Annotated in this window: 21 protein-coding genes; 14 read left to right on the forward strand and 7 right to left on the reverse strand. The window is 76.6% G+C overall.

Annotation, left to right across the window (positions count from 1 at the left end):
- The first annotated feature begins 2 nt into the window (after positions 1-2).
- The gene (locus tag MODMU_RS00350) at positions 3-1370 is read left to right on the forward strand and encodes an NAD(P)/FAD-dependent oxidoreductase (RefSeq protein WP_014738147.1); all 1368 of its coding nucleotides are present in this window, start codon (positions 3-5) and stop codon (positions 1368-1370) included.
- Positions 1371-1536: 166 nt separating this feature from the next.
- Complete coding sequence (locus MODMU_RS00355; protein ID WP_014738148.1) at positions 1537-1878, forward strand: YciI family protein; 342 nt, start codon at positions 1537-1539, stop codon at positions 1876-1878.
- Between the two features lie 7 nt (positions 1879-1885).
- On the opposite strand, the gene MODMU_RS00360 is transcribed toward MODMU_RS00355, so the two are convergent.
- Complete coding sequence (locus tag MODMU_RS00360) at positions 1886-2329, reverse strand: winged helix-turn-helix transcriptional regulator (protein ID WP_014738149.1); 444 nt, start codon at positions 2327-2329, stop codon at positions 1886-1888.
- Between the two features lie 88 nt (positions 2330-2417).
- Here MODMU_RS00360 and MODMU_RS00365 point away from each other — a divergent pair, with 88 nt between their 5' ends.
- The 5 genes from MODMU_RS00365 to MODMU_RS26600 all read left to right on the forward strand — a co-directional run bounded on the left by MODMU_RS00365 (position 2418) and on the right by MODMU_RS26600 (position 9912).
- Positions 2418-3617, forward strand: coding sequence for a thiolase family protein (locus tag MODMU_RS00365; RefSeq protein WP_014738150.1), 1200 nt, complete (start codon positions 2418-2420; stop codon positions 3615-3617).
- The gene (locus MODMU_RS00370; protein WP_014738151.1) at positions 3614-5002 is read left to right on the forward strand and encodes an MFS transporter; all 1389 of its coding nucleotides are present in this window, start codon (positions 3614-3616) and stop codon (positions 5000-5002) included. The genes MODMU_RS00365 and MODMU_RS00370 overlap by 4 nt, the downstream gene beginning before the upstream one ends.
- Before the next feature lie 23 nt (positions 5003-5025).
- Positions 5026-6132, forward strand: coding sequence for a glycerate kinase (locus MODMU_RS00375; protein WP_014738152.1), 1107 nt, complete (start codon positions 5026-5028; stop codon positions 6130-6132).
- A 144-nt stretch (positions 6133-6276) separates the two neighbouring features.
- The gene (locus tag MODMU_RS29870; RefSeq protein WP_014738153.1) at positions 6277-7896 is read left to right on the forward strand and encodes a serine/threonine protein kinase; all 1620 of its coding nucleotides are present in this window, start codon (positions 6277-6279) and stop codon (positions 7894-7896) included.
- Between the two features lie 96 nt (positions 7897-7992).
- Entirely contained in the window at positions 7993-9912 is a 1920-nt protein-coding gene (locus MODMU_RS26600; RefSeq protein WP_014738154.1) for a SpoIIE family protein phosphatase, read from the forward strand.
- Here the strand turns inward: MODMU_RS26600 and MODMU_RS00390 are convergent.
- Both MODMU_RS00390 and MODMU_RS28205 read right to left on the reverse strand, forming a co-directional pair.
- Complete coding sequence (locus MODMU_RS00390) at positions 9893-10228, reverse strand: hypothetical protein (protein WP_014738155.1); 336 nt, start codon at positions 10226-10228, stop codon at positions 9893-9895. The two genes, MODMU_RS26600 and MODMU_RS00390, sit on opposite strands and share 20 nt — an antisense overlap.
- Entirely contained in the window at positions 10225-10563 is a 339-nt protein-coding gene (locus MODMU_RS28205) for a hypothetical protein (RefSeq protein WP_014738156.1), read from the reverse strand. Before MODMU_RS28205 ends, MODMU_RS00390 begins: the two co-directional genes overlap by 4 nt.
- Before the next feature lie 540 nt (positions 10564-11103).
- Between MODMU_RS28205 and MODMU_RS00405 the strand changes: the two genes are divergently transcribed.
- The 5 genes from MODMU_RS00405 (at position 11104) to MODMU_RS00425 (ending at position 18648) form a co-directional block, all read left to right on the forward strand.
- The gene (locus MODMU_RS00405) at positions 11104-12387 is read left to right on the forward strand and encodes a competence/damage-inducible protein A (protein ID WP_014738158.1); all 1284 of its coding nucleotides are present in this window, start codon (positions 11104-11106) and stop codon (positions 12385-12387) included.
- A gap of 779 nt (positions 12388-13166) precedes the next feature.
- Complete coding sequence (locus tag MODMU_RS26605; protein WP_166503346.1) at positions 13167-15344, forward strand: hypothetical protein; 2178 nt, start codon at positions 13167-13169, stop codon at positions 15342-15344.
- A gap of 475 nt (positions 15345-15819) precedes the next feature.
- Positions 15820-16209 carry an SRPBCC family protein gene (locus tag MODMU_RS00415; RefSeq protein ID WP_014738160.1) on the forward strand — a complete coding sequence of 130 codons (390 nt, stop codon included), beginning with the start codon at positions 15820-15822 and terminating at the stop codon, positions 16207-16209.
- 41 nt (positions 16210-16250) lie between these two features.
- The gene (locus tag MODMU_RS00420) at positions 16251-17879 is read left to right on the forward strand and encodes an acyl-CoA dehydrogenase family protein (RefSeq protein WP_014738161.1); all 1629 of its coding nucleotides are present in this window, start codon (positions 16251-16253) and stop codon (positions 17877-17879) included.
- A gap of 79 nt (positions 17880-17958) precedes the next feature.
- A complete protein-coding gene (locus MODMU_RS00425) occupies positions 17959-18648 on the forward strand; it encodes an NYN domain-containing protein (protein WP_014738162.1) in 690 nt (229 codons plus the stop codon).
- A gap of 3 nt (positions 18649-18651) precedes the next feature.
- On the opposite strand, the gene MODMU_RS00430 is transcribed toward MODMU_RS00425, so the two are convergent.
- Positions 18652-18999, reverse strand: coding sequence for a PRC-barrel domain-containing protein (locus MODMU_RS00430; protein ID WP_014738163.1), 348 nt, complete (start codon positions 18997-18999; stop codon positions 18652-18654).
- A gap of 127 nt (positions 19000-19126) precedes the next feature.
- On the opposite strand from MODMU_RS00430, the gene MODMU_RS28000 reads away from it, so the two are divergent.
- The gene (locus MODMU_RS28000) at positions 19127-19459 is read left to right on the forward strand and encodes a hypothetical protein (RefSeq protein ID WP_014738164.1); all 333 of its coding nucleotides are present in this window, start codon (positions 19127-19129) and stop codon (positions 19457-19459) included.
- Positions 19460-19587: 128 nt separating this feature from the next.
- Positions 19588-19989, forward strand: a complete 402-nt coding sequence (locus MODMU_RS00440; RefSeq protein ID WP_014738165.1) for an ATP-binding protein — start codon at positions 19588-19590, stop codon at positions 19987-19989.
- A gap of 3 nt (positions 19990-19992) precedes the next feature.
- On the opposite strand, the gene MODMU_RS00445 is transcribed toward MODMU_RS00440, so the two are convergent.
- The 3 genes from MODMU_RS00445 to MODMU_RS00455 form a co-directional block, all read right to left on the reverse strand.
- On the reverse strand, positions 19993-20448 hold the full coding sequence (locus MODMU_RS00445; RefSeq protein ID WP_231851733.1) for an ATP-binding protein: 456 nt from the start codon (positions 20446-20448) through the stop codon (positions 19993-19995).
- 127 nt (positions 20449-20575) lie between these two features.
- Positions 20576-21115: an STAS domain-containing protein gene (locus MODMU_RS28210; protein ID WP_083869625.1), complete on the reverse strand. Its 540-nt coding sequence runs from the start codon at positions 21113-21115 to the stop codon at positions 20576-20578.
- Positions 21112-22077, reverse strand: coding sequence for a nucleoside hydrolase (locus MODMU_RS00455; protein WP_014738168.1), 966 nt, complete (start codon positions 22075-22077; stop codon positions 21112-21114). Before MODMU_RS00455 ends, MODMU_RS28210 begins: the two co-directional genes overlap by 4 nt.
- Positions 22078-22101: the final 24 nt, after the last annotated feature.

Below are 22101 nucleotides of genomic sequence, written 5' to 3' on the forward strand. Positions count from 1 at the left end.
CCATGGCTGACAGCACTCCCCGGGTCGTGGTCGTCGGTGGCGGGTTCGCCGGCTTCTACGCGCTGCGGTACCTGCAGAAGCACCTGGCGCCCGAGCAGGCCGAGCTGGTGCTGGTGAACCCCACCGACTACCTGCTCTACAGCCCGCTGCTGCCCGAGGTGGCGACCGGCGTCGTCGAGGCCCGGCACATCGCCGTCTCGCTGCGCCGCGCGCTGCCCCGGGTGCGGCTGCTGCTGGGCCACGTCAACGCCGTCGACCTGGGCGACCGGTCGGTGACCGTCACCCCGGTGACCGCACCCGGTGGGCACGCCGAGAGCTCGCGCCTGTCCTACGACCGGCTGCTCCTGGTGCCGGGCTCGGTGACCCGGCAGTTCGACATCCCGGGCGTCGCCGAGCACGCCCGCGGGCTGAAGACGCTGGTCGAGGCGGTGTACATCCGCGACCACCTGCTGCAGCTGCTCGACACCGCGGACGCCGAGCCGGACACCGAGGAGGGCCGGGCCCGTCGCCGGGAGATGCTCACCGTGGTCGCGGTGGGCGCCGGGTACACCGGCACGGAGTTCGTCGCCCAGACGCAGCGGTGGCTGCGCACCATCGAGTCCCGGTGGAGCCGCACCGGCGCCGAGGACGTTCGCTGGATCCTCATCGACCTCGCCGAGGCGGTGCTGCCCGAGCTGGGCCCGGAGCTGGGCCGGCACGCGCTGGACCTGCTGCGCGAGCGGGGCATCGACGTCCGGCTGGGGGTCACGGTCAAGGCCGCCGACGAGCGGAGCGTCGCGCTCACCGACGGCACGGTCGTCGCGACCCGCACGCTCGTCTGGGGCGCGGGGGTGGCGGCCAGCCCGCTGGTGGCGAGCCTGGGGCTGCCGACCCGGCGGGGCCGGCTGGTGGTCGACGCGGAGATGGCCGTGCCCGGGGTGCCCGACGTCTGGGCGGGCGGGGACGCCGCCGCCGTCCCGGACCTGGCGGCGGCGCTGCCCGCGGCGACCCCGCCGGACACCCCGCCGACCGCGCAGCACGGTCAGCGGCAGGGCACCGCGCTGGGCCGCAACATCGCGGCCAGCCTGGGCGTGGGTGCCGCGCGGCCGTACCGGCACAAGGACCTCGGGCTGGTGGCCGACCTGGGCGGGTGGGACGCCGTCGCGAAGCCGCTGGGCGTCGCGCTGACCGGGCCGCCGGCGAAGTTCGTCACCCGGGCCTACCACCTGTACGCGCTGCCCTCGATGGCCAACCGGGTCCGGGTGGCGGCCGACTGGCTGTGGCAGGCGGTGCTGCCGCCGGAGAGCACCCAGCTCGGCGTCGTCCGCCCCGAGGACGCCCGGCTCGCCGCGGCCCAGGGCACCGGCCTGTACGGGTCACCGTCGAGCTGAGGGACTGCTCCGCGGTTGGGCTGCCGTCAAGGCCGCCGCCTTGACGGCGTTCCCGCGGGAACGTCTCACGGTGGGTCCGCACGGCCGCTCCACCGCTCCCGATGAGTCCTCGTCGTTGCGGGAGTCCCGTGTCGGCAGGCAGTCCCCCTGGGCAGAGGAGTCCCCGATGCAGCGGTACCTGGTCTCGTTCGACGACGGCTCGATGGACCACATCCCGGAGCAGGACCTGCCCGAGGTCAGCCGGGTCACCCGCGGGGTCGTCCAGCAGGCCAAGGACGCCGGCGTCTGGATCTTCGGCGGCGGCATCGGGCGCCAGCAGGCGACGATCGTCGGCACCGACGGGGCAGTCACCGACGGACCGCCCCCGGAGCAGAAGACGGCGCTCGGGGGGTTCGCCGTCCTCGAGGTGCCGTCGCGGGCCGAGGCGCTGGACTGGGCCGCCCGGATCGCCGCCGGTTGCCGCTGCCCGCAGGAGGTCCGGGAGATCTTCTACGACCCGGAGTCCTGACCGCGGCTCAGGCGGTGGGGGTGTTCGAGCGGCGGTGCACGTCGGCGCCGTGCACCTTCTCACCGCACGTGCCGCACACGGTGGTCGGCGCCAGCTCGTGGTCGTGGTGCAGCAGCGTCACCGGCGGGGTCTCGACGGCCCAGCGGTCGCCCCAGGCCATCAGCGAGCGGAGCACCGGCAGCAGGTCCTTGCCGGCCGGGGTGAGGTGGTAGTCGAAGCGCGGCGGCGCCTCGGAGTACTGCCGCCGCTCCAGCACCTCGGCCTCGACCAGCGCCTTCAGCCGCGCCGACAACCGGTCGCGGGGTGCGCCGGTGCCCTCGAGGATCTCGCCGAACCGGTGGTGGCCGAACGAGACCTCGCGGACGGCGAGCAGCGACCAGCGGTCGCCCACCACCTCCAGGGCAGCGGCGATCGAGCAGAAGCGTCCGGGCAGCTCCGACACGAGTGTCACGCCTACAGGTTTGCACATCAAACCGATGGGCGCTAACGTCCGACTCCTCAGTTGGGAAATCGAACCGACGCGACCCCGGGGAGCCCCCATGCGTGACGCCGTCATCGTCGAAGCCGTCCGGACACCGGTGGGCAAGGGCAAGCCCGGCGGTGCGCTGTCCGCCGTGCACCCGGTCGACCTGCTCGCCCACTCGCTGCGCACCCTCGTCGAGCGCACGGGGATCGACCCGGGCGTGGTCGACGACGTCATCGGCGGCACCGTCTCGCAGGTGGGGGAGCAGGCGCAGAACACCACCCGCAGCGCCGTCCTCGCCGCCGGGTTCCCCGAGTCGGTGCCGGCCACCACCGTCGACCGGCAGTGCGGCAGCAGCCAGCAGGCGGTGCACTTCGCCGCCCAGGGGGTGATCGCCGGCGCCTACGACGTCGTCGTCGCCTGCGGCGTGGAGTCGATGAGCCGGGTACCGATGTGGTCAGCCTTCACCGCGGACGACGACACCAAGGGCAGCGACTTCCGCGCCCGCTACCCCGAGGGCATGGTCCCGCAGGGCATCAGCGCCGAGCTGATCGCCGACCGCTGGGGGCTGTCCCGGGAGCGGCTGGACGAGTTCGCCGTCCGCAGCCACACCCGCGCCGCGCAGGCCGCCGCCGACGGGCTCTTCGACCGCCAGCTGGCGCCGGTCAAGGTGCGCGCGGACGACGGCAGCGTCACCCTCGTCGACCACGACGAGTCGGTCCGCCCGGGCACCACCGCGGAGGTGCTCGCCGGGCTGCGGCCGGCCTTCGCGTCCCTGCCCCAGGCGGCCCGCTTCCCCGACCTGGACTGGAAGGTCACCGCCGGCAACAGCAGCCCGGTCAACGACGGCAGCGCGGCGCTGCTGATCACCACCAGCGAGAAGGCCCGCGAGCTCGGCCTCACGCCGCGGGCGCGGCTGCACTCCTTCGCCGTCACCGGCGACGACCCGCTGCTCATGCTCACCGGGATCATCCCGGCGACGGCGAAGGTGCTGCAGCGGGCCGGGTTGCAGCTCGCCGACATCGACCTGTTCGAGGTCAACGAGGCCTTCGCCTCGGTCGTGCTCGCCTGGCTCGCCGAGACCGGCGCGGACCCCGCCCGCACCAACGTGCACGGCGGCGCGATCGCGCTCGGCCACCCGCTCGGCGCCAGCGGAGCCCGGCTGACGACCACGCTGGTCGACGCGATGGCCGAGCGCGGGGCGCGCTACGCGCTGCAGACGATGTGCGAGGGCGGCGGCATGGCCAACGCGACCGTGCTCGAGCGCCTCGCGTGACGGCCGTCGAGGCCCCGGTGCGGGCCACCCCCGAGCAGGCCCGCACGCTGCTCATGGCCTCGCTGGCCACCCTCCTGGTGCTGGTCACCTTCGTCACACCGCTGGCGACCGGGGTCCGGACGACGGTCGACCTCGCCGCCGGCCCGGGGGCGCAGGCCTGGCTGCTCAGCGCGATGAGCGTCGGCCTGGCCGCCGCGCTGCTCACCGCGGGCGTGCTCGCCGACGACCTCGGCCGGCGCCGGGTGTTCGCCGGGGGGCTGGCCGTGGTGGGCGCGGGAGCGGTGGTCGTCGCCGCGGCGTCCTCGCCCGGGGTGTTCATCGCCGGCCGGCTGCTGCAGGGCGTCGGCGGGGCTGCGGTGCTTGCCTGCGCGCTCGGGCTGATCGGCCACGCCTTCCCACCCGGTCCGGCCCGCTCCCGCGCGGCCGCCGTCTGGGGCGCGAGCGTCGGCGCGGGCACCGGGCTGGGCGGCCTGGTCACCGTCGCGCTCGACCACGGGCAGGGCTGGCGGACGACCTACTGGGCCACCGCGGCGGCGGCCCTGCTGCTGGCCGCGGTCGCCCGCTGGACGCTGGCCGAGTCCGGCGGGAACGCCGACCGGCGGGTCGACGTCGCCGGGATCGTGCTGCTCGCGGGCGGGATCAGCGCCCTGCTGGCCGGGCTGGTGCAGTCCCGCACCGGCTGGGGCCAGCTGCCGGTCGTGGTCCTGCTGGCGCTCGGGGTGCTGCTGCTGGCGGCGTTCGTCCCGGCCGAGCTGCGGCAGGCCGCGCCGATGATCGACCTCCGGCTGTTCCGGATCCCGGGCTTCCTGGCCGCGACCGTGGGCGCCTTCGTCACCGGCGCGACCGTGGTCGGGCTGAGCTCCTACGTGCCCACCGTGCTGCAGCGGGGCCTGGGCGAGAGCCTGCTCACCGCCACCCTGCTGGTGCTCGTCTGGTCGGCGGTCAGCACGGTCACCGCTCTCTCCGTCCGGTTCCTGCCCGGGCTCGACGGCCGGGTGCTGCTGGCGCTCGCGCTGGCGGTCTGCGCGGTCGGGCTGGGCGGCTACGCCGTCCTCGGGGTGGACGCCTCCGGTGCCCGGCTGCTGCCCGGGCTCGTCGTCCTCGGCATCGGCTACGGCGCGGCCAACGCCGCCCTGGGCCGGGAGGCCGTCGCGCACGTGCCCGCGGCCCGGGCCGGCATGGGCAGCGGGGCCAACAACACCGCCCGCTACCTCGGTGCCGCCATCGGCGTCACCCTCGTCGTGCTGGTCGTCGGCGCCGGCGACCCGGCCGGGACGACGGAGGGCCTGCTGGCCGGGTGGGACCGGGCGGCGCTCGGTGGTGCGGTGGTGACCCTGCTCGGCGCCCTGGTGGTCGCCGTCATCCGCCCCGCCCGCACCCCCTGACGCGGCGGCCCTAGGGTCGGCCCATGCGGGTCGTCGTCGCTCCGGACTCCTTCAAGGGCACCCTCGGTGCCGCCGCCGCGGCCGAGGCGGTCGCCGCCGGCTGGCGGGCCGAGCGCCCGGACGACGAGGTGCTCACCCTGCCGCTGGCCGACGGCGGCGAGGGCACGCTCGAGGCGCTGGGCCACGACGTGCCGGACAGCTGCTGGCGCAGCGCGGACGTGAGCGGGCCGGACGGCCGCCCGGTGCAGGCCGCCTGGCTGCTGCTCCCCGACGGGACGGCGGTGGTCGAGATGGCCCGCGCCGCCGGGCTGCCGCTGCTGGACCGGCCCGACCCGCTCGGCGCGACCACCCGCGGGCTCGGTGAGCTGCTGGCCGCCGTCGTCGCCGACCCCGGCGTGCACCGGGTGCTGCTCACGCTCGGCGGCTCGGCCACCACCGACGGCGGCACCGGCGCGCTCAGCGCGCTGGGCGCGCGGTTCCTGGACGCCGACGGCGCCGAGCTGCCGCCCGGCGGGGGAGCGCTGGCCCGGCTGGACCGGGTGGACCTCACCGCGCTGACCCCACCACCGGCCGGCGGGGTGCAGTGCCTGGTCGACGTCACCGCGCCGCTGCTCGGTCCGCTCGGGGCGGCCGGCCAGTTCGGCCCGCAGAAGGGGGCGGCCCCCGACCAGGTCGCCGCGCTGGACACCGCCCTCGCCCGGCTGGCCGACCGGCTCGGCGGCGACCGGGAGGCCCCCGGCGCCGGGGCGGCCGGGGGCACCGCCTACGGCTTCGCCGCGTGCTGGGGCGCGGAGTTCGTCAGCGGCGCGCAGGCGGTCGCCGCCGCCGCCGGGCTGGACGAGGCCCTGGCCGGCGCCGCGCTGGTGGTCACCGGGGAGGGCCAGTTCGACGCCCAGTCGCTGCGCGGCAAGGTGGTCGGCGACCTCGTCGACCGGGCCGGGCGGACCGGTGTGCCGGTGGCCGTCGTCGCCGGCCGGGTGTCCGTCGAGGAGGGTGCCGCGCTGCCGGTGCACCGGGCGCTGTCGCTCACCGACCTGGCCGGATCCGTCGACGGCGCGATGGGCGACCCCGCGCGGTGGCTGACCGTGGCAGGATCCCGGCTGGCGCGGGAACAGTCCGTCACGGTGTGACGTTCATCCGGTGCTCCCAGCTGCCCGAACGCATGTGTACGCACGCCCTCGCGGGGCATCCCTCCTCGCGGTGCGTCCCGCCGCCCGCGCCGGCCGGCTGGGCTGCGTACCGGACGAGCAGGCAGGACGAGGGGACGGCGCGACGTGGTGGAGCCCGAGCGGAGGGTCCTCGCCGACCGCTACGAGCTCGAGTCCCTGCTCGCCGCCGGGGGCATGGGCCAGGTCTGGCGCGCCCACGACCAGCTGCTCGGCCGCACGGTCGCGGTCAAGGTGCTGCGCAGCGAGTACACCGGTGACGCGACCTTCCTCGCCCGGTTCCGCGCCGAGGCCACCCACGCCGCCGCGCTGAGCCACCCCAACATCGCTGCCGTCTACGACTACGGCGAGGTGCCGGCGATCGACGGCTCCGGCGAGCACCTGGCCTACCTGGTCATGGAGCTGGTCGAGGGCGAGTCCCTCTCCACGCTGCTGGCCCGGGTGGGCCGGCTGGGCACCGACCGCACCCTGGACGTCCTCCGGCAGACCGCCTCCGCGCTGGCCGCGGCGCACGAGGCCGGTGTCGTGCACCGGGACGTCAAGCCGGGCAACGTGCTCGTCCGCTGGGACGGCACGGTCAAGATCACCGACTTCGGCATCGCCTGGTCGGCGGGCAGCGTCCCGCTCACCCAGACCGGCCAGGTCGTCGGCACGGCGTCCTACCTCTCGCCCGAGCAGGCCGCCGGCGCGCACGCCAGCACGGCCAGCGACGTCTACGCCCTGGGCATGGTCGGCTACGAGTGCCTGGCCGGCCGGCGGGCCTTCGACGGCGAGAACTCGGTGACCATCGCGCTGCGGCACCTCCGCGACACCCCCGACCCGCTGCCGGCCGACGTCCCGGCCGGGGTGCGCACGCTCATCGAGCACGCCACTGTCAAGGACCCGGTCCAGCGCTACCCCGACGGCGCCGCGTTCGTCGCCGCCGTCGACGAGCTGCTGGCCGGCCGGCAGCTGCCGCCGGTGCAGCACACCGACACGCAGAGCTTCTGGCTGCTCCCCGACGCCGCCGCGCTGGCCGGGGCGTCGACGGCGTCCGCGAGCCGCCCACCGGCGCGGTCGGGCCGGGCCGGCCGGCTGCTGGTCCCGCTGGTCGCGCTGCTGGTCGGCGCCGGGGTCGCCGCTGCCGTGCAGCAGGCGGTGCTGCCCACCGACCCGGCCACCACCGCGGCCGCCGCGGCCACCGGCCCGGCGGCCCCGACGCCCGAGGCGCTGGTGCTCGAGGCCGGGGACTACCTGGGCCGGCCGGTCGACGCCGTGGCGGCGCAGCTGGAGGCGCTGGGCCTGGTCGTGCAGCGGGAGACCGTGTCGACCGGCGACGCCGACCCGGGCACCGTCGTCGACGTCGCCCCGCTGTCGGTCCGGCTGGAGGCCGGGGACACCGTGCTGGTCAGCTACGCGGTGGCCCCGCAGACCCGGAGCAGCACCGTGCAGCCCGCCCCGCGGACCCCGGCCGAGGCCGTCGTCGCGCCGTCGACCAAGGCCGCGCCGACGCCGACCGCCGTCCCGACGCCGACGCCCACCCCGAGCGCGACCCCGACCCCCACGGCCACCCCGACCCCCACGCCGACCGAGACGTCCGCGCCCACCACGACGTCGCAGGCCCCGGAGACCGACGACGGCGAGGGCGACGAGGACGACGACCACGGCTGGCCCGGCGGTGGGTCGCCCGCTCCGTCGTCCACGCCCACCGCCCCCCCGACGCCGACCGCCACGCCCGTCCAGGGCTGACGTCGGCGCGGGGCTGCCCGAGCGCCCCGCGCCGGTATGGTCACCGCCGACGGGCCACCGAGCCGAGGTGGTGGACCGCTGAGGTCGCGAGGGGCCGTGGTCACGCGGGCGGACGAGCCGGGTGGGGCGACCGGCGGGCGCGCGGGCGGATCCGGTGAGCCGGGTGGCGAGGTCGACCACACCGCGGTCTTCGCCGCGCTTCCGACCCCCTACCTGGTGCTGACCCCCGACCTGGTCATCGCCGACGCGAACCCCGCCTACCTGGCCCGCACCGGCCGGGAGCTCGCCGAGCTGGTGGGCCGCGACGTCTTCGAGGCGTTCCCCGGCAACCCCAACGAGGTCGACCCCGACGGCGGCGTGGCCAAGGTGCGGGCCTCCCTGGAGCGCGCGCGGGACACCGGCCGGCCGCACACCATGTCGGTGCAGGAGTACGACATCGCCGACGGGTCCGGCGGGTTCACCAAGCGCTTCTGGAGCCTGATCAGCGTGCCGGTGCCCGACGGGCAGGGTGGCTGCCGGTACGTGCTGCAGCGCGCCGAGGACATCACCGACTACGTGCGCCAGCAGGCGCAGGCCGCCCACCCCGCGGGCACCGGCAAGAAGTGGCAGCGCCGCGTGCTGGAGGTGGAGAGCGACCTGTTCACCCGCGCCGCCGAGCTGTCCGCCTCGCGGGCGGCCGAGGCGGACACCGCCCGGCGGCTCGCCGCGCTCTCCGGGGTGGCGCTCGCGCTGGGCCGGGCCGAGACGTTGGACGACCTGGCGCGGGTGGTGACCCAGAAGGGGCTGGTCGCCCTGGCCGCGCACGGCGGCGCGGTGGCCGTCTGCGAGGACGGCGACCTGCACCTGGTGCTCAGCGAGGGCATCAGCCCGCTCGGCGTCGGCCCGGACACCGTGCTGCCGCTGGAGGCGCCCTACCCGGGCTGCGTCGCCGCGCGCACCGGTGCGCGGGTGCTGCTCCCCGACCGCGCCAGCAGCGAGGCGTTCTCCCCTGAGCTCGCCGAGCTGGTGGCGGCCACGGGCGTCGAGGCGTGGGCGGCGGTGCCGCTGGAGAGCGGCGACCGGCGGATCGGGTCGCTGAGCGTGGGGTGGACGACGCCCACGACGCTCGACCCGGCCGACCTGGAGCTGCTGCTGGCGCTGGCCGCCCAGTGCGCGCAGACCGTGGAGCGGATCCGCGCCCGCGAGGCCGAGCAGGCCCGCAACGACGCGGTGCGGGGCATCGCCGAGGTGCTGCAGCGCAGCCTGCTCACCGACCCGCCGGAGCCCGACCACCTGGAGGTCGCCGTCCGGTACGTGCCGGCGGCGACCGACGCGCAGGTCGGCGGCGACTGGTACGACGCCTTCCTGCTCGGTGACGGCCGCACCGCGCTGGTCATCGGCGACGTCACCGGGCACGACCGGTACGCCGCTGCCGCGATGGCGCAGGTGCGCAACGTGCTGCGGGGCGTCGCGCACTGCCAGCAGGGGTCGCCGGCCACCGTGCTGACCGCGCTGGACCGGGCGATGCGCGACCTGGCCGTCGACACCCTGGCCACCGCCGTCCTGGCCGTCGTCGAGCAGCGCCCCGAGGACGCCGATCGCGGCGTGCGGGTGCTCCGCTGGAGCAACGCCGGGCACCCGCCGCCGATGCTGCTCAGCCCGGAGGGCCGGGTGACCGTGCTGGAGCAGGACCCGGACCTGCTGCTGGGGCTCGACCCGTCGGCACCCCGCGCCGACCACGTGCAGGAGCTGCGGCCCGGCGCGACCGTGCTGTTCTACACCGACGGCCTCATCGAGCGCCGGGGGGTCGCGCTCGACGCCGGGATCAGCTGGCTCGCCGGCGTGCTGGCCGCCGGGGCGGAGCTCTCGGTGGACGAGCTCTGCGACCGGCTCCTCGGTGAGCTCGCCGGTGCGGTGGAGGACGACGTGGCGCTGCTGGTCGTCCGCACCCACCCCGAGGACCGCCGCCGCCCACCGGAGGCGGGACCCGCCCGGGTGCCGGCGGGCCACAGCGCGGTCAGCCCGCCGAGCCCCTGACCTGCCGCGCGGGCAGCAGCCGCCGTCCCGCCGCCCGGCAGCCCAGCACCAGGCACGCCGCGGCGGCGGCCAGCGCCAGCCGACCGGGGCTCGCCTGCACCCCGCCGAGGAGGACGCCGACGACGGCCGCGCCCAGCGCCGCTCTCAGCAGGGAGTCGCGCCCGGTGCGCAGGCCGCCGACCGCGAGCAGCAGACCGGCGACGACGGCGACCCGGGCGGGCGAGGCCGCGCCGGGCAGCTGACCGGTCCAGGGCAGGCCGAGGGCGGCGACGGCGAGCCCGCCGGCGGCGAGGTACCAGCCGCGCGGGCTGCTCACTCGGTGCGGCCGGGGGCCGACCAGAGCGCGGCCGCCGCCGCGGCGAGGGCGGCGGTGAGCCAGAACCCGCGGTCGGTGGGGGCGATCGGCAGCGCGACCAGCACCCAGAACGTGGCCAGCGCCGCGGCGCCGACGGCGCCGGTGCGCCATGCCGTCCGTGCGGGCAACCGGCCGGTCAGCGCGCCGAGCGGCGCCACGAGGACGACCAGCGCCCCGACGGTCGCGAGCGCGGACCAGGTCGGCACGAGCTCCCACAGCGACGCGCTCTCGAAGTCGAGCGCCAGCCCCAGCTCCAGCAGCAGGACGGCGAGGACGGCCAGCCCCAGCGAGAGCACGACCGCCCCGCCGCGGCGGGCGCCGTCACCGCGGCCAGCGGCGACCGGCGGTGCGACGACGCGCCCGCGGCATGCGCGGCGCCCGGCGTCCCCGGCGTCGTGCCCGGCCCGGCGGACGGCGGCGGGAGGGTCGCCGTGCTGCTCCCACTGGCCGTGACCGGTGGGCGGTCGGGGAAGCCGGGGACCAGGTCCAGCGGACCGGTGCCGTGCCCGCGCAGCTGCTCCGTCGCGTGGCTGCCGGCCGGGGGAGCAGGATCGGCCGGGGGCGTCCAGTCCTGCGCCACCTGGGTCGGCGGGTCGTCGGGGCCGGGCGCCGCGGTGGGGCGCTGGCTGGGGGGCAGCAGGATCGACTGGGTGCGCGGGCCGTCGTCGTCCGGGCCCTGCGGGTGGGGCTGCGGTTCGGGGATCGGCGGGTGGGGCTGGCTCATCTGTCCTCCTGGTGACGGGCGTGGGGCGCGCCCCCGGCAGCGGTGCCGACCGGGTCGGACCGCGTGGCGGTCCGGCAGTCACCGTAGCTGCGCGGCGTCCTAGGGTCGGGGCGTGGCAGTGCGTGCGGGCATCGTGGTGACCGGTACCGAGGTCCTGACCGGGCGGGTCGCCGACCGCAACGGTCCGTGGCTGGCAGAGGCGCTCCGGGCGCGGGGGGTCGACGTCGGCTCGGTGGTCGTCGTCGGGGACCGGCCCGAGGACCTGCACGCCGCGCTGGCCTTCCTCACCGGCAACGGCCTGGACCTGGTGATCACCACCGGGGGGCTCGGCCCGACCGCCGACGACCTCACCGCGGCGGTGGTGGGGGAGTTCCAGGACCGCCCGTCGGAGGTGGACCCGGCTCTGGAGGAGCGGATCGCGGGTGTGGTGGCCCGGCTGAGCGCGCGGCGGGGCTGGCTGATGGACCCGGAGGCCACGGCCGCGGGGGTCCGCAAGCAGGCCCTGGTGCCGGTCGGCGCGACCGTGCTCGAGCCCGTGGGCACCGCTCCCGGACTGGTGGTGCCGGCCGCCGAGGGGCGCAGCGGCCCGCCGGTGGTCGTGCTCCCCGGGCCGCCGTCGGAGCTGCAGGGGATGTGGCCGGCCGCGCTGGCCGCCGACCCGGTGCAGGCGGCGCTGGACGGGGCCACCGAGCTGCGGCAGCAGACGTTGCGGCTGTGGGGGACCCCGGAGTCGGAGCTCGCGGCGACCCTGCGCCGGGTCGAGGACCAGCTGACCGGGCTCGAGGTGACCACCTGCCTGCGGGACGGCGAGCTGGAGATCGTCACCCGCTACGCCTCGGACGCCGAGCCGGCCTACGCGCGGCTGACCGAGGCGATCAGCAGCGACTTCCCCGACACCCTGTTCAGCACCGGGCCTACGCCCGACGCCCTGGTCGCCGGTGCGTTGGTCGACCGGGGCTGGAGGGTGGCCGTGGGGGAGTCCTGCACCGGTGGGCTGCTCACGGCCCGGCTGACCGCGGCGCCCGGGTCGTCGGCGTGGGTGGTGGGCGGGGTCGCCGCCTACGCGAACAGCGCGAAGGAGCAGCTGCTCGGTGTGCCGGCGGCGACGCTGGCCGAAGCGGGTGCCGTCAGCCCGGAGGTCGCCCTGGCGCTGGCCGAGGGGGCGCGGAACCGGTTCGGGGCCGACCTCGGGATCGGGGTCACCGGTATCGCCGGCCCGGGAGGCGGGACGGCCGACAAGCCGGTGGGCACCGTCCACCTCGCGGTCGTCGGGCCGGCGGGCACCCTGACGAAGGCGGTCGTGCTGCCCGGCTCGCGGGAGGCGGTCCGGCAGCGGACGACGACGCTCGCGGTCCATCTGCTGCGGCAGCTGCTCCTGGGCGGGCCGCCCGCCTGAGCCGGCCGTTCCACGTGGAACAGCCGGTGACTCGGTACACCGGTTCGTGGACGCAGGGTCACGCCATCCCGACCGCGTTCTCATGATCGGTCAAATACCGCCCGTTCCGGTTCTACCTCTCTTGTGCGGTGGAGGAGCGTGCACCCATGCCGGAGTCCGGGAGTGGCGCTGCCCCGCGCCCTCCCGCGCGCCGGTCGTGGTTCCGCCGCTTGGTGGTGACCGCCGGTCTCACCACGGGCGGGTGCCTGGCCGTCGGTCTCGCAGCCGGGACCGCCGTCGCGGAGGACGTGCTCCCGGGCGAGCCGCTGGATTCCGTGGTGACGACGGTGGCCACGGCGGGGGACGTCGTGCCGAGCGATGTCGTGCCGCCGGCACCGACGTCGGCCGGTGCCGGGCCGGCTGACCTGCCGCCGGTCGCCGTGGCGCCACCGACGACACCCCCCGTTGACCCGGCTCCGTCCGGGCTCGTCCCAGACGCGCCGGTGCCTGACCTGCCGGTACCTGATGTCCCCGTGCCTGATGTCCCCGTGCCTGACGTCCCCGTGCCGGACGTCCCCGTGCCTGACTTCCCCGTGCCGGACGCCTCCGTGCCGGACGTCCCCGTACCGGACGTCCCGATGCCGGACGCCTCCGTACCGGACGTCCCGGTGCCGGACGTTGCCGTGCCGCAGGTTCCCATGCCTGACCTCCCGGTGCCTGGCGGTCAGCAGCCGGGTCCCCCCACGGAGCCGGCGCCACCCGTGTCGGTGGAGCCTGTACCCGACCTGCCCTTGCCTCCGGTGACGGTGCCCGACGTCCCGTTGCCTCCGGTGACGGTGCCCGACGTCCCGTTGCCTCCGGTGGCGGTGCCCGACGTCCCGTTGCCTCCGGTGGCGGTGCCCGACGTCCTGTTGCCTCCGGTGGCGGTGCCCGACGTCTCCGTGCCGGACGTCCCGGTGCCTGACGTCTCCGTGCCTGACCTCCCGGTGCCTGACGGTGACCAGCCGGGTCCCTCCACGGAGCCGGCTCCTGTCGTGTCCCTGCCGCCAGGCGTCCCCGACGTCATCGTGCCGCCGATGCCGCTGCCGGACGTGCCGGATCTCCCGGTCCCGCCGGTCTCTGTGCCGGGGGTGTCCCTGCCGCCGGTCGTCCCGGACGTGGTCGTGCCGCCGGTCTCGCAGCCCGACCTCCCCGACGTGCCGGGTTTCCCGGACCTGCCGCTGCCGCCGGTCGTCCCGGACGTGGTCGTGCCGCCGGTCTCGCAGCCCGACCTCCCCGACGTGCCGGGTTTCCCGGACCTGCCGCTGCCGCCGGTGCGGGTGCCTCCGGTCGCGCTGCCGCACGTGCCGGACGTTGTGTTGCCGCCGGTCGTGGTCGTGCCGCCGTTCTCGCTGCCGGACGTCCCGGATGTCCCGGATCTGCCCGTGCCGCCGGTCGACGTGCCGGTTGTCCCGGATCTGCCGCTGCCGCCGGTGCGGGTGCCTCCGGTCGCGCTGCCGCACGTGCCCGAGGTCGTGTTGCCGCCGGTCGTGGTCGTGCCGCCGTTCTCGCTGCCGGACGTCCCGGATGTCCCGGATCTGCCCGTGCCGCCGGTCGACGTGCCGGTTGTCCCGGATCTGCCGCTGCCGCCGGTGCGGGTGCCTCCGGTCGCGCTGCCGCATGTGCCGGACGTTGTGTTGCCGCCGGTCGTAGTCGTGCCGCCGGTCGTGGTCGTGCCGCCGTTCTCGCTGCCTGACGTTCCGGATGTCCCGGACGTCCTGGACCTGCCGGTGCCGCCGGTGCGGGCGCCTCCGGTCGCGCTGCCGCATGTGCCGGACGTCGTGTTGCCGCCGGTCGTAGTCGTGCCGCCGGTCGTGGTCGTGCCGCCGTTCTCGCTCCCGGATGTCCCGGATGTCCCGGACGTCCCGGATCTGCCGCTGCCGCCGGTGCGGGTGCCTCCGGTCTCGCTGCCCGACCTGCCGGACGTGCCCGGTCTCCCGATGCCGCCGGTCTCGCTGCCGGACGTGCCCGAGGTCGTGTTGCCGCCGGTCGTGGTCGTGCCGCCGTTCTCACTGCCCGACCTGCCGGATGTCCCGGACCTGCCTGTGCCGCCGGTCGAGGCGCTGCCGGTCGTCCCGGTCGTAGTTGTGCCGCCGCTCCCGCTGCCCGACCTGCCGGTCATCGTCGTTCCGGTGGTCTCGGGCCCGACGCCGGTCGCGGTGCCGGACCTGACGGTCCCCGGGGTCGTGCTGGAGCCGGCCGTCGCGGTGCCCGTCGTTGCGGTGCCCGTCGTTGCGGTGCCCGTCGTTGCGGTGCCCGTCGTTGAGGTGCCCGTCGTCGAGGAGTCCGTCGTCCCGGCGCCGACGACCCCGGTGGACGCGGACCCGCCGGTGGTGGCACCGGTGGAGGCGGTCACGGTGGAGGCGGTCCCGGCAACCACCCCGGTGACTGCTGACCCGGCGGCGCCGGCTACCGAGGCAGCCACACCGGCGGCTGCGGCGTCCGTGCAGCCCGCCACCACCGCCGCCGCCGCGCCGACCTCCGAGGTGCCGAGCTCGGGCTCGACCTCGGTGACCGCGCCGGTCGTCGTCCCGGCGGCTGGTTCCTCCGGAACTGCCTCCGTGCTGGAGGTCAGCGACCTCTGCGTCGTGGCCGACTCCGCTGACCCGGGCAGCACCGACCGGTCGTCCACGCGGTCCGGACCCCCGTCGCACGCCCAGCGCACCGCGCCGGTCCCGGCCGCTCCGGCGAGCCCGGCCGCGCCGCACGACCCGCCGGCCCCGGCACCGCTGCCCGCCCCGGCTCCGACGGCGCCCGCGACTCCCGTGCCGCCGACGCCGACGTCCCCGGGCGGCGCCAACTGGTCGCCGCTCGGCGCCCTGCACGCCACGCTCCCCACGCTGCCGGTCCAGCCGGCGCTGGCGGACCTGGTCTCCACGGCCCCGGTCCGCACCCTCCAGGACGGCTTGCTCCCCGAGCCGTCCTCCTCCCCCGACTAGGGGTCCTCTCCGCAGCTGCGGCTCGTGCCGACCTGCGCCGTCCCGGCGTGCGTCCCCCAGCCCGGCTGCTCCGCCGTGCCAGGCCGCCCGCGGCCTCGGCAGGCGGTGAGTGAGAACTGCCGATGACCGGCCACCCCTCCAGCGCCCCGGCGCCGAGGGACACGGCCTGACGGTGGCGCCACGGGGGCCACCGCCTGCTGGATCGGGGCCCCGACCACGGGGCGGGGCCCCGACCTCGGACCGACGGTGGCGCCACGGGGGCCACCGCCTGATGGATCGGGGCCCCGGCCACGGGGCGGGGCCCCGACCTCGGACCGACGGTGGCGCCACGGGGGCCACCGCCTGATCGGTCAGGGCCCCGGCCACGGGGCGGGGCCCTGACCACCACGGACTGCCGGGGTCACTCTCGGGGGCGGATCCCGGCTCCCCTGCCCGCCCGGGTGTCGATCGGCACCCGGGCGGGCACCTGGTCCCGGTGACCACCCTGACGCTGCACGCCACCGGACCGGTCGCCCCGGCCGAGGCGTGGGACCGCTACCTCCACCCGGCCCGCTGGTCGAGCTGGGCACCGCAGATCCTGGGCGTCGACACAGCTGCAGACCGGATCACGCAGGGCGTGACCGGTCGGGTGCGCGGCCCGCTCGGGGTGACCGTGCCGTTCGTCGTCGACGAGGTGGACGACGGCTCGCGGCGGTGGCGGTGGACGGTCCAGGTCGGACCGGCCCGGATGACGCTGCTGCACTGGGTGACCTCCGGGCCCGACGGCGGGACGACGACCGGCCTGCGCGTGCGCGGCCCGCTCCCGCTGGCCGCCGGTTACGCGCCGGCCGCCCTCGTCGCGCTGCACGGCCTCGTCCGCAGCTGAACGCGTCCCGGCCCGGGGCCGACGTCTCGTACGGTGCGTCCATGAGCGTCACGCACCAGGTGACCAACCAGGTCCCGCCGCTGGTCGGGCACGACCCGATCGCCGGGGACGCCGCGCTGTCCGAGGCCTGCCTGCGGCACGCCGACGCCGGCGCGCTCGCCTCGCTGGCCGGGCTGGGTGCCCTGGCCGGCAGCGAGCAGGCGCAGGAGTGGGGTCGGCTGGCGAACGAGAACCCGCCCCGGCTGCGCACCCACGACCGGTACGGGCACCGGGTCGACGAGGTCGAGTTCCACCCCGCCTGGCACGAGCTCATGGGCGCGGCGATCGGGCACGGCCTGGCGGGCGCGCCCTGGGCGGACCAGGCGGCCGGTGACCGGCACGCCCACGTCCGCCGCGCGGTCGGGTACCTCGGCTGGACGCAGGTCGAGATGGGCCACGGCTGCCCGGTGACGATGACCTACGCCGTCGTCCCCGCGCTGCGCCGGACGCCGGACCTCGCCGAGGCGCTGGAACCGGCCCTGACCAGCCGCGTGTACCAGTTCGGGCTCACCGACCCGCAGACCAAGCGCGGCCTGGTGGCCGGCATGGGGATGACCGAGAAGCAGGGCGGCTCCGACGTCCGGGCCAACACGACCACGGCCACCGCCCGCAGCGACGGCAGCTGGTCGCTGACCGGGCACAAGTGGTTCACCTCCGCGCCGATGAGCGACCTGTTCCTGGTGCTGGCGCAGACCGGCGAGGGGGTCTCCTGCTTCCTGGTCCCCCGGGTGCTGCCCGGCGGCGAGCGCAACGCCTTCGCGCTGCAGCGGCTCAAGGACAAGCTGGGTGACCGGTCCAACGCCTCCAGCGAGGTCGAGTTCGACGGGACGACGGGCTGGCTGGTCGGCGAGCCCGGCCGGGGGGTCCCGGCGATCATCGAGATGGTCGCCACCACCCGGCTGGACTGCGTGCTGGGCTCGGCAGCCACCGTGCGCGCGGCGCTGACCCAGGCGGTGCACCACGCCCGGCACCGGCGGGCCTTCGGCGCGCTGCTGGCCGAGCAGCCGCTGATGCAGAACGTGCTGGCCGACCTGGCGCTGGAGAGCGAGGCGGCCACCGCGCTGGCCGTCCGGCTGGCTGCGGCCCAGGACGCGGGGGAGCGGGACTACCTGCGGCTGGCCGGCGCGGTCGCCAAGTTCTGGGTCTGCAAGCGCGCCCCGGTCGCGGTCGCCGAGGCGCTGGAGGTGCTCGGGGGCAACGGCTACGTCGAGGAGTCGGGGATGCCGCGGCTCTACCGGCAGGCGCCGCTGAACTCCATCTGGGAGGGCTCCGGGAACGTCATCGCCCTCGACGTGCTCCGCGCGCTGGGCGCCGGCTCGTCGTCGCTGGCCGCGGTGACCGCCGAGCTGGACGCCGCCCGGGGCGCGGACACGCGGTACGACGCCGCCCTCGACCGGTTGGCCCGCGAGCTCGCCGACCCCGAGCAGCTGCCGCTGCGGGCGCGGCGGATCGCCGGCCGGCTCGCGCTGTGCCTGCAGGCCGCGCTGCTGCTGCAGCACGCCCCGGCCGCCGTCGCCGACGCCTTCTGCGCCACCCGGCTGGGCGGTGACTGGGGCGCGGTCCTGGGCACCCTCCCGCCGGGCACCCCGGTCGCCGAGCTGGTCGACCGTGCCGCCGTCGTCCCGGCCTGAGGCGCGGGTGGGCGGGCGCCGGGGTCGGCGGCGGGCGACCAGTCCCACGGTCAGCCCGGTCGACCGGCACACTGACCCGGTGACCGAGACCTACGCCGTGGAGACGACCTCGGACGACGGCTACGACGCGGACGGCGTCCGTCCGGCGCTGGACCTGCTGGTGTGGGACGCCCCCAACATCGACATGACCCTGGCGAACGTGATCGGGGCCCGGCCGACCGCGGCCTCCCGGCCGCGGTTCGACGCGATCGCCGCCTGGTTCGTCGACGGCGCCGAGGACCCGGGCGCGCCGGTGCAGCCGGAGGTCGAGGCCTGCGTCTTCGCCAACGTGCCGCCGCAGCACGCCACCTCGTTGCAGCGCTGGGTGGAGGCTCTGCGCAGCTTCGGTTACGCCGTCTTCGCCCGGCCCAAGCTGCAGCCCGACGACGACATCGACCAGTCGATGCTGGACCACATCAGCGTCCGGGCGCACAGCCACCAGCTGCGCCGGCTCGTCGTCTTCTCCGGCGACGGGCGCAACTTCGCCGAGCCGCTGGAGGACCTCGCCCGGTCCGGCACCGAGGTCGTCGTCGTCGCCTTCAGCGAGGTCGCCGGCTACGCCATCACGTCGGACCTGCTGCACTTCGTCGACATCGAGGACGTCCCCGGCGCCTTCGCCGTCCCGCTGGACCGGGTCCGGCTCGACGCGCTGCCGGTGGACGGCGCCTGGCTGCGGCCGACCAAGAGCCTGCGGGACGCAGCCGGCGCCTTCACCGCCCGCCGCGGCTGACCCTCAGCGGCGGGCGAGCCGCCGCACGCCGGCGGTGTAGGGCAGCGAGTAGTGCTCGAAGACGGCCGGCTCCTCCTCCACGCTGAGCTCGCCGTCGGTGTCGATCGACGGCGCGTTCTTCGCCAGGTCCTTACTCACGGTGACCCGGATGTGGTCCGGCGCGACCGTGGCGTTGGTCAGCGGGACGAAGGTCAGCTTGTGGCGGCCGATCATGCCGGTCACGACAGCGGCGAAGAACGGCAGGTCGGTCGTGGTGTCCACGTACACCGACTCGAGCGTGCCGATCTTGCTCCCGTCGGGGTCGACGACGTTCTTGGTGCGCCAGTCACGGATGTTCTCGGCCGGGAACACGGCTCCTCCTTCAATCGCGGACAACCGTTCTCCCATGCCCGGCCCGCGGCCGGCTGAACCGTTGACCAGCGGAATCGGGTACCCCCGAGGGGTGTTGCACAGGGTGCAGACAACGCGAGGAGGACCCGTGAAGGGTGACCGTGTCGAGGTCGTCGTCGACGCCGGCGGCAGCAGCCGCACCTACGAGATCGAGGCCACCCGGGCCGGCCGCCGGGTGGAGACCACCCACGGGCGCGGGCTCGTCGAGGTCACCGAGGTGACCCGCGGCGGCACCCCGGTGCGCACCGCCCGGTTCATGGCCGGCCGGGTGCTGGCGCTCGTCGAGCACCCGGCCCCCCGCCGGGCCGAGGACGACGAGCCGGCGGGCGCACCTGGGAAGGACCCCCGTGCCCCCCACGACTCGCAGGCTCGCCGCGGGCCCCTGCACGAGGGCCGCGGGACGCTGCGACGGGCCGGCTGAGGGAACACCCCCTGCCCCCCACGACTCGCAGGCTCGTCGCGGGCCCCTGCAGGGGGCCGGCTGAAGCCTGCGACGAGGCCGCGGGCCCCTGCGCGGGGGCCGCGGCGCCCTGCAACGAGCTGGTCGTGATGGTGGGGCTGCAGGGCGCCGGGAAGACGACGTGGGTCGCCGAGCACCTGGCCGGCACGCACGTCGTCGTCAGCAAGGACCACTGGCCGAACGCGCGGCACCGGGAGGCCCGGCAGCGCCGGGTGGTCGCCGGGCTGCTCGCCGAGGGCGCCAGCGTGGTCGTGGACAACACCGACCCGTCGCCCGCCGAGCGGGCGGCGCTGGTCGAGCTCGCCGTCGCCGCCGGCGTCCCGGCGCGGGCGGTGTTCCTCGACGTCCCGCTGGAGACCTGCCGGCGGCGCAACGAGGCCCGCAGCGGGCGCGCCCGGGTACCCGACGTCGGGCTGTTCAGCACCGCCGCCCGGCTCGTGCCGCCGAGCACCGCCGAGGGCTTCGCCGACGTCCGGGTGGTGCGGGGCTGAGCGCTATGCGGCCGGGCCGGAGGAGGAGCGCGGCCGGGGCAGCGCCTCGGCCGAGCTGAAGCCGGAGGGCAGCCGGGCCCAGACGTGCTTGCGGCCGGGCTCGCTGCACCAGCCGTAGTCGATGGACAGCTGGGCGACCATCGGCAGCCCCATCCCGCCGTAGGCGGGGTCGCGGTCGACCGCGGGCTGCGGAGGGGACTCCGGCGCGCCGTCGGTGAGCACGATCAGCCAGCCGGTGGGCAGCGCGACGATCAGCGCCACGACCGAGCCGCCACCGTGCCGCAGCGCGTTGGAGGACAGCTCCTCGAACACCAGCAGCAGGCCCTCGCGGGCGTCCTCGGTCGACCGGGAGGCCAGCGACGGGTGCGCCAGCCGGGCACGCAGGTCCATCCGCACCCGCGAGGCGTCGTGCACGGTGGGGAGCTCCCACCGCCAGACGTCACCCTCCTCGGAGGGCACCGCGGCAGACGGCCAGACCAGTGCACCCACAGTCAGCCCCTCCCGTCGGCGGTTGCTCCGCCCGGACCATGGTGGACGACGTCGTCCGAGACTGCAGCACGGGGGGTCCGGCACGCCGTGCCGCGGTTCAGCCGGGGGGTGTGCTCCCCGGGCGGGCGGAGCCCTCGGGCATGCCCTCCACGTCCAGCCGCTCGAGCAGCCCGGTCAGCTCCAGCGGGCCGGTGACGATCCGGCTGGTCGCCACCACCCGGACGTGCTTGCCGGCCGCCTCGGGGTGCTGGCTCACCCAGACCAGGGCGGTCACCCCGGCCGACCCGAAGAACGTGACCCCGGACAGCTCGATGGTCAGCAGGCGCCCGGCCCGGCGCAGGGCGTCGAGCAGGGACTGCTGCAGCAGCGGCCCGGCGGCGGCGTCGAGCTCCCCGGCCACGTGCGCGACGACCTGCCCCTCGGCGGGGCCGTCGGTGAGCGTGACGGTGAACGGCGCCGCCTCGGCTGCCGACCTGACCGTGTTGATGAGTCCTCCTCGCGCGACCCGTCCGGGACGCCGCGCTCCGTGCTCTCCGCCGTGTCCTCGACGGGTCCCTGCCGTGGATCGTGGCCGCTGCCCGACGGGATCCGGAACCGTTCCGCCCGTCCGGTACCCCGATGGGGGGGGACCGCTCAGACCCCGGCAGGCGTGGCTGCTCCGTCACCGTAGGCGACCAGCCGGCTGACCAGGAACTCCACCGCTGCAGGGCTGTCCACGCCCTCGGCGACCGCGATCGCCGCTGGCGACGCGGACACGGTGCGCCGGTCGACCAGCGTCTGCCCGCGTGCGGCGCCCGGGCCGGTGTCCACGACCACGTCGCGGCGCACGGTGCGCAGCGTGCCGGGCACGATCGCCTCGGTGAGCGCCAGCGCGTCGTGCACGACCACGCCGTCGGTCCCGTAGCTGCTCCGCGCGTGGTCCAGGTACTGCCGCAGGATCGCGGCGGCCCGGGCGCCGACCTCGCCGGCCGCGGCGAACCGGGCGATGCCGGCCTCGGTGAGCACGGTGGGCAGGGTGACGTCCAGCCCCACCATCACCGTCGGGAGGCCGGCGCGGAACACCACCGCGGCCGCCTCCGGGTCCGCCCAGACGTTGAACTCCGCCGCCGCGGTGACGTTGCCACCGCGGCTCGCGGACCCGCCCATGACGACCAGCCGGCCGATCCGGGCGGCGGCGTCGGGGTAGACGGCGAGCAGCAGCGCGATGTTGGTCAGCGGGCCGATCGCGGCCACCGTGACCGGCTCGTCGCTGGTCATCAGCAGGTCGGCCAGGGCCACCACCGCGGGCCGCGGGTCCACCGACGCCGGGGAGGGCGGCAGGACGACGCCGCCCAGCCCGGCCGCGCCGTGCACGTGCCCGGCCCGCTCCGCCTGCGGCACCACCAGCGAGGTCGCGGCACCGACGGCGACCGGGACGTCGGAGCGGCCGGCCAGGTGCAGCACCCGCAGCGCGTTCTCCGTCGTCTGCGCCAGGTCGACGTTGCCGTGCACCGTGGTGACCAGGCGCAGGTCCACCTCCGGGCTGGCCAGCGCCAGCAGGACGGCCAGGGCGTCGTCGATGCCCGGGTCGGTGTCGATGACGAGAGGGGTCGCAGCCACGGCGACATCCCACCAGACGCGTGC

Origin of the sequence: Modestobacter italicus (assembly GCF_000306785.1) — a bacterium.
In the GTDB taxonomy this organism is placed as follows: domain Bacteria; phylum Actinomycetota; class Actinomycetes; order Mycobacteriales; family Geodermatophilaceae; genus Modestobacter; species Modestobacter italicus.